Annotated in this window: 12 protein-coding genes; all 12 read right to left on the bottom strand. The window is 69.6% G+C overall.

Annotation, left to right across the window (positions count from 1 at the left end):
• On the bottom strand, positions 1–855 hold the full coding sequence (locus VF329_15140; GenBank protein HEX7082342.1) for a glycosyltransferase: 855 nt from the start codon (positions 853–855) through the stop codon (positions 1–3).
• The gene (locus VF329_15135) at positions 852–2,054 is read right to left on the bottom strand and encodes a glycosyltransferase family 9 protein (protein HEX7082341.1); all 1,203 of its coding nucleotides are present in this window, start codon (positions 2,052–2,054) and stop codon (positions 852–854) included. The genes VF329_15140 and VF329_15135 overlap by 4 nt, the downstream gene beginning before the upstream one ends.
• 3 nt (positions 2,055–2,057) lie before the next feature.
• Positions 2,058–2,681 carry an HAD family hydrolase gene (locus VF329_15130; GenBank protein ID HEX7082340.1) on the bottom strand — a complete coding sequence of 208 codons (624 nt, stop codon included), beginning with the start codon at positions 2,679–2,681 and terminating at the stop codon, positions 2,058–2,060.
• Positions 2,672–3,442, bottom strand: a complete 771-nt coding sequence (locus VF329_15125) for an SDR family oxidoreductase (protein ID HEX7082339.1) — start codon at positions 3,440–3,442, stop codon at positions 2,672–2,674. The genes VF329_15130 and VF329_15125 overlap by 10 nt, the downstream gene beginning before the upstream one ends.
• A complete protein-coding gene (locus tag VF329_15120; GenBank protein HEX7082338.1) occupies positions 3,439–4,845 on the bottom strand; it encodes a glycosyltransferase in 1,407 nt (468 codons plus the stop codon). Before VF329_15120 ends, VF329_15125 begins: the two co-directional genes overlap by 4 nt.
• On the bottom strand, positions 4,838–5,836 hold the full coding sequence (locus VF329_15115; protein HEX7082337.1) for a glycosyltransferase: 999 nt from the start codon (positions 5,834–5,836) through the stop codon (positions 4,838–4,840). The genes VF329_15120 and VF329_15115 overlap by 8 nt, the downstream gene beginning before the upstream one ends.
• Positions 5,836–6,429, bottom strand: coding sequence for a hypothetical protein (locus VF329_15110; GenBank protein HEX7082336.1), 594 nt, complete (start codon positions 6,427–6,429; stop codon positions 5,836–5,838). The genes VF329_15115 and VF329_15110 overlap by 1 nt, the downstream gene beginning before the upstream one ends.
• Positions 6,419–7,516 (bottom strand): glycosyltransferase family 9 protein, encoded by a 1,098-nt coding sequence (locus VF329_15105; GenBank protein HEX7082335.1) that lies wholly within the window; start codon positions 7,514–7,516, stop codon positions 6,419–6,421. Before VF329_15105 ends, VF329_15110 begins: the two co-directional genes overlap by 11 nt.
• 445 nt (positions 7,517–7,961) lie before the next feature.
• Positions 7,962–8,372, bottom strand: a complete 411-nt coding sequence (locus VF329_15100; protein HEX7082334.1) for a TraR/DksA C4-type zinc finger protein — start codon at positions 8,370–8,372, stop codon at positions 7,962–7,964.
• A gap of 79 nt (positions 8,373–8,451) precedes the next feature.
• A complete protein-coding gene (locus tag VF329_15095) occupies positions 8,452–9,657 on the bottom strand; it encodes an acetate/propionate family kinase (protein ID HEX7082333.1) in 1,206 nt (401 codons plus the stop codon).
• On the bottom strand, positions 9,644–10,795 hold the full coding sequence (locus tag VF329_15090) for a transaldolase family protein (protein HEX7082332.1): 1,152 nt from the start codon (positions 10,793–10,795) through the stop codon (positions 9,644–9,646). The genes VF329_15095 and VF329_15090 overlap by 14 nt, the downstream gene beginning before the upstream one ends.
• 3 nt (positions 10,796–10,798) lie before the next feature.
• The gene (locus tag VF329_15085) at positions 10,799–13,210 is read right to left on the bottom strand and encodes a phosphoketolase family protein (GenBank protein ID HEX7082331.1); all 2,412 of its coding nucleotides are present in this window, start codon (positions 13,208–13,210) and stop codon (positions 10,799–10,801) included.
• Between the last annotated feature and the right edge of the window lie 23 nt (positions 13,211–13,233).

Here is a 13,233-nt window from a genome sequence, read left to right as displayed (position 1 = left end):
CTAGACGCTCCGCATTCGGCTCTCGCGTCCGGTGCCGAGCAGCATCCGATCGGCGCCGAAGTCGCGATGGGGGATCGTCGTCGGCAACTCCTGGTGATAGGCGCCCGAAGGCATCACGCCGCAGCCGCCATGGACACGCATCAGCTCGAGTTGTGCGAGGACGTCCTCGCCGCAGTGCTCGGCGGGCAGCTTCTCCCAGAACGAGAAGCCGCCGACCGCGCGAAGCTTCTCGGCGTCGTAGAGCACGCAGGCCGATACCCATGCCACCTTGTAGCGGAGCGGCGCGCCCGCCGCGGCGCCGAGGCGCCGCTGCACGTGATAGAGATTCGCTGCGCTGTGCAGCTTCCATCGATCCCAGGCCTCGCTGCCGGGCCGCACCTCCTCCGGCTGCACGCGGCCTTTCCAGAGCTCCACCCGCTGCTCGTCGGGACGCACGTCCCGTGCGAAGCTCAGTCCGATCACGGACGAGCCGACGAATCCGCAGTGCTCCTCGCGGATGACATCGACCAGCATGCCGAGCACGTAGGGCTCGAGAATCACATCGTCATCGAGACACAACACGTACGGCGCGCGGGCCTGCTCGAGCAGGAACTGACGCTGCTCGGCGATCCCGCGCCTCGGCAAATGCTTCTGCAGCCTGACCTCGCAACCATGGCTCACGAGCACGCGGGCAGCCGCAAGCACCTCGCCCGCAGCGACGGCGCCGTCGCCCTCGGTCTGATCGGAGACGATCACGCGGAACGCGCCGAAGGTCTGCGCGGCGAGGCTCGTCAACGTCACCGCGAGCGCGGCCGGGCGCGCGTACGTCGGGATCAGCACGTCGACGTCGATCATCGGGGGCGCTTCCGCCGTCATCGCGGCCTCTCCGCGGCGGACCGGGCGACCGCGCCGGTGCGAAGCGACGAGACGGAGCCCGGCGCGTCGTGCGCCGCGACCGGAAGCCCGTCGCCGGCGGGCGCCGCCCGCCCCGCCCTCGCGAGATCCACGGCCGCCGCGACGACCCGCGCCGGCGGCACGCCGTCGAGGCAAAGGTGGTGGCCTTCCGGGCATACGCTGCGGTAGCACGTGCGGCACGGAACGTCGTGGTAGAGAACGCGGCTCGGCACACGCCACGGCGTATGCTGCGGATTCGTGAGCGCGTAGAGATCGACGACCGGCGTGCCGACGGCCGCGGCGACGTGCACCGGCCCGGTGTTGTTCGAGATCAGAAGCGGCGCGCGCGCGATCAGCGCGCCGAGCTCGGCGAGATCGAGCGCGCCGGCGAGCGAGACCGCCCCGTTCCCTCCGGCGCCGCGAAGGCTTTCGAGGAGCGGCGCCTCCTCGCCCGTTCCGGTCAGCGCGATGCGCCAGCCGTGATCGCGCGCGAGCGCGCGGATCACCGCGGCGAAGCGCTCCGGAGCGTAGCGACGCGACGGCGCGCTCGCGCCCGGATGAACCACGGCCCACGGCCCGAGGTCGAGCCCGAGCGTCGCGATCATCGCGTCTACCCGCGCGGCCGCAGCGGGCGGCACGGCGAGACGGAGCCGCTCGTCGGACGTGCGCCAGCCGACGCGGGCGACGAGGTCGAGCTGCCGGCGAACCTCGTGACGCACGCCGCCCGCGGGCTCGAAATCGGCCGCCCAGTCCGTCAAGAGCTGATACGGATTCTCGCGGCAATGCGCGAGCCGCCGCGGAATGCCGGCGAGATAGCACACCATCGCCGCCGGCAGCGGATTCTGGCTGTAGACCGTGAAGATCACGGCGGCGTCGAAGCGCATTGCGGCGAGCCGCGCGATGAGCTCGCGGTCGCCGTTCGCGTCGGAGCGAGCGGGCGTCGCCTTGACCCAAGGCGCCTCGTAGACGAGCACGTCGTCGACATCCGGCACGAGGCGCGCCGCCTCCGCGCCTCCGGGCGACGTCAGCAGCGTGATGTGCCGGGGCGCGGATTCCTTTGCCGCGCGCAGCGCCGGCGTCGTCATCAACACGTCGCCCATCGCGTCGAGCCGCACGCACAGAAGGCGCGCGACGCGACGCCAGGCGTCCCGCTCGGCATCCGCGCGTCGCAGCCGCGGCATCGGTCAGGCCACCTGCCGCCCCGCGGCGGCACTCGGCTCGACGACATCGAGCGCGACGATCAGGCGCGCGGCTTCGGCGAGATTCGCGACGGCATGGTGCGGCAGCCGCTCGCGGGCGAGCCGCCATTCGGTCTCGTTGCCGTTGTCGATCAGGATCGTGCGGCAGCCTGCGCGGCGCCCCGCCTCCACGTCGTCGAGAATGTCGCCGACGAGCCACGACGCGGCGAGGTCGACGTCGAGGTCGCGCGCGGCACGCTCGAGGAGACCCGGGCGGGGCTTGCGGCATTCGCAGTCCCGCCGGTACGCGGCGACGCGGCCTTCCGGATGGTGCGGGCAGTAGTAGAAACCGTCGAGCGTCACGCCGAGCCCTGCGACGAGCGCGCCGAGATCCCGTGCGACGCCCGCGAGCGCGTCCTCCGCGAAATACCCGCGCGCGACACCGGACTGATTCGAGACCACGGCCAGCACGAAGCCCGCGCGCGCGAGCCGCGGCAAAGCCTCGTCGGCTCCCGGACCGAGCCGCAGGCGTCGGGCGTCGACGTTGAACGGCACGTCCTCGACGAGCGTGCCGTCCTTGTCGAGGAACACGGCCCGCCGAAGCTTCCGCGCACGGCTCTTCACGGCCACGACGTTTCCCGTTCCGGAATCACCATCAGCTCCGGGATCACCGTGCCCGCCGGCTGCGTCAGCACGAACCGCACCGCCTGTGCGACGCTCGCCGGATCCTGGAGCACGCTTTGATCGATGTCCGGGAATCGGTCCAGAAGGAACGGCGTGCGCATTCCGCCCGCGATCAGCGCCGTCACCTTGATGCGGTGCTCGCGGCCTTCGACGTGCAGCGCATGGCTCAGACCGAGCAGCCCCCACTTGCTCGCGTGATAGGCCGCCGCATTCGCCCACGCGCGACGGGCGGCCGTGGAGACGATGTTCACGACGTGCCCGCCGCGCGCCTGCGCGCGCATCGTCTCGAACGCGAGCTTCGACATCACGAACGGACCGCGCAGGTTGACCGCGAGCACGCGATCCCATTCCTCGATCGACAAATCGACCACCGGCTTCGTCACGTCGACCCCGGCGTTGTTCACGACGGCATCGAGCCGGCCCTGCTCGGCGACGACGGCCGCCATCGCGTCGCGGGCCTGACGCTCGTCGCGCACGTCGAGCGCTCGCGCGGAGCCGGAGCCGCCGCGCGCGGCGATCGCCTCCGTGACCGCGAGCGCCCGGTCGCCGTCGACGTCCGTGACGACGACCGTCCCGCCCGCGTCGGACAGGCATCGGCAGACGGCCGCGCCGAGCCCGCTGCCGCCGCCGGTGACGAGCACCACGCGGCCGCGAAGGCTCGACGAAGGCTCCTCGTGCGGCTCCGGCACCTTTTCCCGCAACGTCATTTCTTCTTCCTCCTCGTATGCCGGTGGAGCGGCGTCACGGGCGAAGGAACGCGACGCTTCACGCGCGTGCCGGCGACGCCCGCCGCCGGAGGCGGCCCGGCCGCGGACGACACGGCCGTCGAGCCGTACGCGCCCGCGTTGCCGGCATACCCGACCTGCCGCACCGGCGCGCGGAGGAGCCCGCTCAGAACGTCCGCGTAGACGGCTTCGATCGCTTTCGCGACGTGTTCCCACGTGAAAGCCCTGACAACGCGCTCGCGGCCGCTCGCCCCCATCGCAGAACGCATGCCGCGCTCCCGGTACAGCAACGCGAGGCAGCGCGCGAGCGCCTCGGGATCCGCGGCCGGAATCAGGCAGCCGGTGAGGCCGTCGACGACGGTGTACTTCACGCCGCCGACGCGGCTGCCGACGACCGGGATGGCGCAGGCCATCGCTTCGAGCGGCGTGATGCCGAACGGCTCGTACCACGGAAGCGTCACGAACACGTCCGCGGCGCTGTAGTAGTAGCGCAGCACGTCGCGGTCGCGGCGCCCAGCGAATTCGACTCGATCCGAAACGCCTTCGGCCGCAGCGACGCGCGCAAGCCGCGCCATCTCCGGCGTGCGCGTGAAGTCCGGCCGGTACGCGTCGCCGCCGACGATCAGGAGGCGAGCGTCCGCCGACGTACCGTGCCGAAAGCGCGCAAATCCTTCGATCGCGGTCGCGATGCCCTTGCGCGGGACGAGACGCCCGAGCTGAAGCACGATGAACGCGTCTTGCGGCAAGCCGAGAAGCGCGCGCGCGTTGTGTCGCGGCACCGGTGCAAGCTCCGCCGGATCGAAGCCGCAAGGCACGACGCTGATGCGCTCCGGATCCGCCGCGTAGTGCGTCATCAGATCGACTCGGTCCTGCGGGCATTCGGCGATGATCCTGTCGGCCGCCCACGCGATGCGCTCCTCGATCTGAAAGCGGCAATCCGGGAAGCGGTCGTTTTCGCCCTGATGCACGCGGCGGATGCGCCCGAGCGCGTGAAACGTGATGACGAACGGAATGTCGAGCGTCGTTTTGATGTCGAGAGCGGCAAGGCCCGACATCCAGAAATTCGCATGGATCAGGTCGTAGCGCCGGCGCCGGCAGGCGCGCCGCACGAACCGAGTGAACGATTCCATGTGCGGCAGCAGCTCTTCCTTCGGAACGGGCTCCGGCGGTCCCGCGGGTACGTGAATGACGCGCGAGCCCTGATACCACGGCACGACCTCGGGCAAGTCGTCGGCGTCGCGGCGCGTGAACACGTCCACCTCTATTCCGCGATCAGCGAGTCGCCGCGTGAGGTGCGCGACATAGACGTTCTGGCCGCCCGCGTCGGCGCTGCCGAGCGCCGCGAGCGGCGACGCGTGGTCGCTGATCATCGCGATCCTACGCATGAGCGGCGAAGCTCCTCGACGCGGCGTCGCGCGACCGCGGAGCGCCCACGCCGGTGACCTCCTCGAACGCGGCGTTCCAGTCGCGCACGAAGCGCCCGATGTGGAAGCGGCGCTCGGCGACCCGGCGCGCCTCACGGCCGAGCCGCGCGGCCTCACGGGGATCGGCGAGCAGCCCGCGCATCGCATCCACGAGTGCGCTCAGCCGGGTGCCGATGAACCCGGACCTGCCGTTCTCGACGACCGTGGCCATCTCCGTCGTCGCGAGACCGACGATTGGGATGCCGAGCATCATCGCTTCGCAGACAGCGAGCCCGAGGCTCGTGTAGCGGATCGGATTGAAGAAGAAGCGGTAGCGGGCAGCGAGGCGCGGAAGCTCCTCGTGGCCCGCCTCGCCGAGGCCGCCGAGTCGCTGCGAATCCATACCGACGAGATCGAGCGGCACGCGCTGGCGCGCGGCCGCGAAGACATCCGCGCCGAGTCGGCGGCCGCGTGCGGCGAGCCCGTTCACGACGACGATCCCCCGCTCGAGCTCGCCGGTATAACGCACGCCGTCGGGCACGACGACGCCGTGCTCGATCACGCGTGTCGGCGTTCGTCCGTTGTGCCACATCAGCTCGTTGAACGCCGTGACGTGCACGAGCAGCACGTTCGGATCGTCGACCGGATGGCGCGTATCGGTCGGTTGCTCGCGCGGCGGATCGTGCTCGAGAAAGATCCGCGGCAACCGGCGCTGCGCCGGCGAAAGAATCTCGTGCTGGTCCTCGACGTAGCTCTTTCGCGATTGAAACAGGACGCAGTCGAGCTCGAGGTCGCGCGCGGCTTCGGCAGGCACCTCGACCACGTTGTCGGGCCACGGCAGTCCCGGCAGCCGCCCGCCGTAGCCTTCGGGGCGTCCCGGCTTGATCGGGAGATAGAGCCGATGCGGAACGCGCGAGAGGTACCACAGATAGCTGCCGTGCACGTGCCATGTGAGGACGTTCAGCGGGCGCATCACGAGCTCCCGAGCGCGGCGGTCGGTGCAGGCGCGTCGAGGCGGCCGTGCAATGCGCCGCCGAAGCCGAGGGCGTCGAGCAGAAACAGATGGCGCTCGTGCTCGGCCGTCCCGGCGGGCGGCGGTACGGCCCGAGACAGCACCGCGCCGCCGAACTCCGCCGTGAGCCCAACGCGCTCCGGAATGCCGGCCAGGTAGCAGACGTACGCCGCGGCGTAAGGGGCCGCGCCGGACTCCGTGAACACGATGGCCTGGTACGCCGAATGGGCGGCCAGCGCGGCGATCGCAGCGTCGAGACCGGACGCCGCCGTGAGGTCCGACAAGTCCCCTTCCCGCGGGCCCCCCGTTCGGCCCGAGCGGGGCGGCTCGGGCGACCGATAGTCGATTCGGCGGTCCGCGAGCGTGCACGCGCCGGGCGGCGGCTCGACCTCGGCCGGCCAAAGGAGCAGCAGCTTCGCTCGAGGCAGCGCGGCGCGTAGCCTGCGCAGCGCCGGGACGACGGCCTTCGCCCCGTTGCTCGTACCGGCGAACGCCGCGACGAGCGTCGCCGCGTCGTGCCAAGTCCCCGCCCTGTGTCGAGCGCTACCCGCCATACACTCCATTCATCACATCGAGGGCTTCGCCGAGCACCTCGGAGGTTTCGGGGACCGCGCAGCGCGACGCGAGCATCCGCTCGAGCGGACGCGTGACGAGGCCATGCGCGACGACCGCGCGATGTCTCTCGCGATCGATCGGCGCCCAGCGGTCGGGATCCGACGCGAGAAAGACGACGACGCTCGGCGTGCGCAGCGATGCGGCGAGGTGCGAGACGCCCGTGTCGTTCGTCAAGAGCAGCGCGGCCTTCTCGAGCAAGGCCGCAGCGGCGCCGAGCGGCGTGTCTCCCGCGGCGTTGATCGCGGTGTGCCGCATCGCCGCCGCGACCGCTTCGGCCGCGGGACGCTCCGTTGCGGTTCCGGTCAGCACGACGTCGTATCCGCGCTCGGCCAGGGCATCCGCGACGCGCGCGAAGCGCTCGGCCGGCCACCGGCGCGACGGGTTTCGTGCGCCCGCGTGAACGCAAACGAATCCCCGCTCCGGCAATGCGCCGAGCACCGTGTGCGAGCGCAACGCCTCGCGGTCTGCCTCGGTCACCGGGAAGGTCAACCGGTCGTCGTCCGACGGGCAACGCAACGCCTCGGTCAAGAAGAGCCAGCGATGAATCTCCGAGCCGCGCTCGGGATACGGAAAGAACGTGTCTTCCGCGGGCCTGTATTGGCCCGGGCGATAGAGCCCGGCGATCGTGCGCGCGCCGAGCAGCGCCGTGAACGCGTTGCTCACGGTGCCGTTTCCGTGCATCTGGATCGCGAGGTCGTAGGGCGAGGCGGCAGCGCGATGCAAAAACGCACAGAGCGCGCTGAACGAATAAGGCTTCTCCGGAATACCGGGAAATCCCGGAAACGGCACCAATGCATCGACGAGACCGCCGAACCGTTCGAGCAGCCAGCGGCATGCCGGGAAGCCGATCAGCGTGACGTGCGCACCCGGATGAGCGCGGCGCAGCGCGGCGAGAGCCGGCACCGCACAGAGCATGTCGCCGAGCCCGTGCAGAGCTCTCACGACGGCGATGTGGGCATCGGCACTCGATTCTCGATCGCCCTTGCCGCCGTATGCTCGTCCTTCACGGCCGAGCGTCTCGTGCATGCGTACTCCTCCGTGTGCGGCCGAGCCCCGGGGCCGAGCTTCCGCGGACCGCCATCGATGCAAGCATCATGCCGCTTCTTCTCGAGCCGATCAGAAGCGCGGAGGCAGCAGCGAAAGTCGTTTTCGACGAGCCGCCGCGCGCGGTCCGCTTTCTGCAATCCATGAGCGGAAATTGCGTCTGCAAGCACCGCGCAAGACACGGCACGATCCTTGCTCGCCGGCAGAGTTGCCGTACGGAAAATCGGCGCGCGGTCATGACAGTCCCCGATTGCGATCGGTTGCCGCGCTCGGGAACGTTCGCGCCGCTACGGCGGAGACGATGACACGGACCGGTCGATCCGCGGCTAATAGCGAAGAATACGAAGGATGTCGTCCGGCAACGATCTATACGCCCCGATGTATAGTCGAATGAGGAGCGTCCCTATGCACGGGACGTCCCCGTTGCCTAAAGCGACGGCGTGCCGGCGTTGCTGCGCTCCTCCGCGCGGCTTTGGCACTCGATGCAGAGCGGCGTCTCCGGAATCGCACGCAGCCGGTCGGGGTTGATCCGCCGTCCGCAGGACCGGCAAATGCCGTAGCTGCCCGCCTCGATCCGCCCGAGCGCGAGCTCGATCGCGCGCAGCTCGTCGATATCGCGGCTGATCTCGGCCAGATTCAAATCCGTCAGCAGGTCCGCGACGGAGCGGTCATCCGGATCGGCCCCCTGCTGAATTAGATCCTCGAACTGTGCGCCCTCGTGCTTCTCGAGCTCGCGCCGAACGTCGTCCCAAAGCGCTTGCTGTCGCCGCCGCAGCAGGGTTTCGAATTCTTCGACGTCGATGTCGTCGCGTCCGTCGCGCTCGTGTCTCTGCACCATGTCGTCTTTCCCTTCGTCTCGCCCCCGGCCATGCGGCCCATATGGAGCGGGTGCAAGTTCCGTACCGCCGATGCGAAAGTCAGCCCGTTGCATCGCGGAGAACGTCCAGCGCGGCTGCGGCGATCAGCGGCTCCTCGTCGACGGGGAAGACGTGCACGGCGACCGCCGACCGGGCGCTCGAGATGCGGCCCACGCGCCCCGACGCGCACGCGTTCGCCTCGGCGTCGAGGTCGACCCCGAGCCATTCCATGTCCGCGAGGATGCGCGCGCGGATCTCCGCCGAGTTCTCGCCGATGCCCCCACCGAACGCGATCGCGTCGACCCCGCCGAGCACGGCAGCGTACGCACCGAGGTACTTGCGGATGCGCATGCAGAAGATCGCGAGCGCTCGCCGTGCGCCCGCGTGCCCGTCGGACTCGAGCGCGAGCAGCTCGCGGACGTCGTCGGATGCGTCGGAGAGACCGAGGAGGCCCGAGCCGCGGTTCAGTCCGTCCTCGAGCTCCTTCCACGCGAGCCCCTGCCGGGCGAGATACAAAATCACGCCGGGGTCGACGTCGCCGCTGCGCGTGCCCATCACGAGACCCTCGAGCGGCGTGAAGCCCATGCTGGTGTCGACGGGCCGCCCTTCGCTGAGCGCCGTCATCGAGCAGCCTTGACCGAGGTGTATTGTCACGGCGCGACGCGCGCCGCCCGCCGCATCGAGCTGGCGCGCGAGGTACTCGTGCGCGATCCCGTGGAAGCCGTAGCGCCGAACGCCGAGCCGCTCGCTCCACTCCGCCGGGATCGCATAGCGCCTGGCGGTCTCGGGCAGAGCGTGAAAGAAGCCGGTGTCGAACACGGCGACGAGCGGCACGTCCGGAAAGCGCTCGCCGACCGCTTGCATCACGGCGAGCGACTGCGGATTGTGCAGCGGTGCAAGCGGCGCGAGCGACTTCAGCGCGTCGAACACGGAGACCGTCACGCGCACGGGCGCGGAGAAGCGGTCGCCGCCGTGCACGACGCGATGACCCGTGGCCGCGACGTCGTCCGCTCGGAGCACGAAGCCGTCGAGTCCGCCGAGCAGACGATCGAGCGCGATCCCCGCTGCTTCGCCGGCGTCGGCGACGGGCCCGACACTCACGCTGCCTGCTCCGAATGCAAGCGTCGCGCCGGCGTGCCCGATGTCGCGGATGGCGCCTTGCGCCACGGAGCGGAGCCCGCCGCGGCAGTCGAACACCTCGAATTTCAGCGACGAGCTGCCTGCGTTGAAGACGACGAGCAGCGACGCGCCTTCACGTCGCGACATCGGCGCATGCACCGCTGTGCGTCCGGAGCCTCTCGGACGATGCGTCGTGCCCATTCACCGAGCGCCACAGGGTGTCGTCCAGCACCGCGTCGCCGAGGCGATCCAGATCGATGCCGAGGCCGCGCAGCGCCGCGAGCGTTGCTGCCGCCTCGTCGATCCGGCCGATCAGCCGCGGCCGCCGGTCGCCGTTCGCGCAGAAGTGCGCGAGCGCGTCGATGTGGAGCGCGCAAGCGGTTTGCGGGCGGACGAGCGCGTCGACGTAGCGCGCGCGGCCGCTGCCGTGCTCCGCCGCAGTGCCGCTCCAGAGCAAGCGCTGGGGCAGCGCTCCGCGGCGCTCGGCGAGCCGCCGGAAGCGCGGCGACGCGGCAAGCTCCTCGAAGACCGCATATGCGGCGCGCGCACTCGCAATCGCGGCCTTCCCGCGCAGCGCGGCGGCTTGCGCCCGCCGCTCGTCGCCGCGCGCGGCGATGCGCTCGAGCTCGCGGTCCGCCGCCCTGTCGATCAGGTCGAGGCGGAAGCTCGCGACGGATGCGATGCGCCCGAGATTGCGGCCCGCGGCCGCCGCGGCCTCCATCCCCTCGAGATACGAGGAGAGGACTTCGCGATACCGTTTCAGGCCGAGCACGATGCCCACGCTCACGTTGATCCCTTCGGCGAGCAGCGCGCGCACGGCCGTCAGCGCCTCGATCGTCGCGGGCACCTCGATCATCGCGTTGCGCCGCGCGATCGATCCCCAAAGCCGCTTGGCCTCCGCGATCGTCGCGCCGGCATCGTCCGCCTTCCAGGGCGATACGGCAACGCAGACGAACCCGTCGGCGCCGGCACTCGCGTCATAGACCGGCCGCAGCAGATCGGCCGCGTGCCGCGCCTCCTCGACGACGATCGTCTCGCGAATCTCGTCTTCCGGGCCGACCGTGCAGCGAGCGGGCTCATCCTCGCCGCGCGAGCGCGCGTCGGCCCCGTCGAGATCCGCTCGGCTCGACGTGACGCCGCGCACTCCGCACTCGCCGACGAGACGCTCGAGCTCGCCGCTCGCGAGCATTCCCCGAGAGAAGCTGTCGAGCCATAAGCTTTGCCCGTGGTCGCGCAGCGTCCTCAGCGGATTTCGGACCGCCGTCCTGCCCCTTCTCGCCGCCAACGCTCAGTCCTCCTGCTCGCTTTGCCAGGCCCATTGCCGCACCTCGGGCAGGTCCTGGCCGTGCTCGTGGATGTATTGGTTGTGCTCGATCAGCTTGTCGCGCATCCGCTGCTTGCCGTACGCGGCCGTCGGCCCGAGCTTCGGCACGCGGTCGATGACGTCGGCGACGAGGTGAAAGCGATCGATGTCGTTCAGCACGCACATGTCGAACGGCGTCGTCGTCGTTCCCTCTTCCTTGTAGCCGCGCACGTGGAGATTCGGATGATTCGTGCGCCGATACGTGAGCCTGTGAATCAGCCACGGGTATCCGTGATAGGCGAAGATGATCGGCTTGTCGCGCGTGAAGATCGCGTCGAAATCGCGGTCCGACAGCCCGTGCGGATGCTCCGACGGCGGTTGCAGCGTCATCAAATCCACGACGTTGACGACCCTGACCCTGAGATCGGCGTAGAGCTCGCGCAGAATCGATACGGCCGCGAGCGTCTCCATCGTCGGCACATCGCCCGCGCACGCCATCACGACGTCGGGCTCGCTGCCCTCGTCGTTGCTCGCCCAAGGCCAGATGCCGATCCCCACCGCACAGTGCTTGATCGCGGCGTCGATGTCGAGGTACTGCGGCTGCAGCTGCTTGCCCGCGACCACGACGTTCACGAAGTCGCGAGATCTCAAGCACTGATCGGCGACGCAAAGCAGCGTGTTCGCATCGGGCGGCAAGTAGACGCGCACGATCTCGGCCTTCTTGTTCACGACGTGGTCGATGAATCCCGGGTCCTGGTGGCTGAAGCCGTTGTGGTCCTGTCGCCAAACGTGCGACGTCAAGAGATAGTTCAGCGAGGCGATCGGACGCCGCCAGGGAATCTCCTTCGAGACCTTCAGCCACTTCGCATGCTGATTGAACATGGAATCGACGATGTGGATGAATGCCTCGTAGCACGAGAAAACGCCGTGCCTTCCGGTCAGCAGATAGCCTTCGAGCCAGCCCTGGCACAGGTGCTCCGACAGCACCTCGAAGACGCGGCCGTCCGGCGCGAGATGCACGTCCTCCGACACGAAGGGCCCGGTAAAGCGCTTCGCGGTCACTTCGTAGATCGCCTGGAGCCGGTTCGATGCCGTCTCGTCCGGGCCGAACACGAGAAAATTGCGCGACTCCAGATTTTTCTGCATGACGTCGCGCAGGTACCGGCCGAGCACCTGGGTCGCCTCGGCCTTCGTCGCGCCCGGCCGCGGGACCTCGACGGCGTACTGCCTGAAGTCCGGGAGGCGCAGATCCTTGAGGAGAGTTCCGCCGTTCGCGCGAGGGTTCGCGCCCATTCGCCGCGGGCCGCGGGGCGCGAGATCGAGCAGCATGGGCACCGGCCGTCCGGACTCGTCGAAAAGCTCCTCCGGCCGATAGCTGCGCAGCCAGGCTTCGAGCTGCGCGAGATGGGCCGGGTTCTCACGCAGCCCGGCGAGCGGAACCTGATGCGAGCGCCACGTCCCTTCGACCGGCTCGCCGTCGACGATCTTCGGGCCGGTCCAGCCTTTCGGCGTGCGCAGCACGAGCATCGGCCACTGGGGCCGCTCGGTGAAGCCGCGGGTGCGGGCGTCGGCCTGAATCGAAGCGATGCGGTCGAGCACGGCATCGAGCGCCGCGGCCATCTGCTCGTGGACGGCCTCCGGTTCCTCGCCTTCGACGAAGGTCGGCTCGTAGCCGTACCCGCGAAACAGATCCTCGAGCTCGCGTCGCGATATCCGCGCGAGGTAGCTCGGATTGGCGATCTTCCATCCGTTCAGATGCAGAATCGGCAGCACGGCGCCGTCGATCGCGGGATTCAGGAACTTGTTCGAATGCCAGCTCGCCGCGAGCGCACCGGTCTCCGCCTCGCCGTCGCCGATGACACAGGCGACGATCAGGTCGGGATTGTCGAATGCCGCGCCATACGCGTGTGCGAGCGAGTAGCCGAGCTCGCCGCCTTCGTTGATCGAGCCCGGAGTCTCCGCCGCCGTGTGGCTCGGAACACCTCCCGGAAACGAAAACTGCCTGAACAGCAGCCCCATGCCCTCCTCGTTCAGCGACACCTCCGGGTAGAGCTCGCTGTAGGTGCCCTCGAGCCACGTGTTCGCCACGAGAGCCGGGCCGCCGTGCCCGGGACCGGTGACGAAGATCATGTCGAGATCCCGCTCCTTGATTACGCGGTTCAGGTGCGCGTAGATGAAGTTCAGACCGGGCGTCGTTCCCCAGTGACCCAGCAGCCGCGGCTTCACGTGCTCGAGGCGCAGCGGCTCGCGCAGAAGCGGGTTCGCCATCAAGTAGATTTGCCCGACGGACAGATAGTTCGCGGCGCGCCAGTACGCGTCCATCCGCCGAAGCAGGTCCGCACGATCGCCGGCGTCGTCCGTTCGAACGTTCGCGAGAACCTCTGCGCGCGGCGGCATCGGCAGTCTCCCCGATCGGCTGG

Source organism: Gammaproteobacteria bacterium, assembly GCA_036381015.1.
Lineage (GTDB): Bacteria > Pseudomonadota > Gammaproteobacteria > Steroidobacterales > Rariloculaceae > ZC4RG20.
The sequence above is the reverse complement of the archived record's forward strand: the minus strand, read 5'-3'. Positions and strand labels throughout refer to the sequence as shown.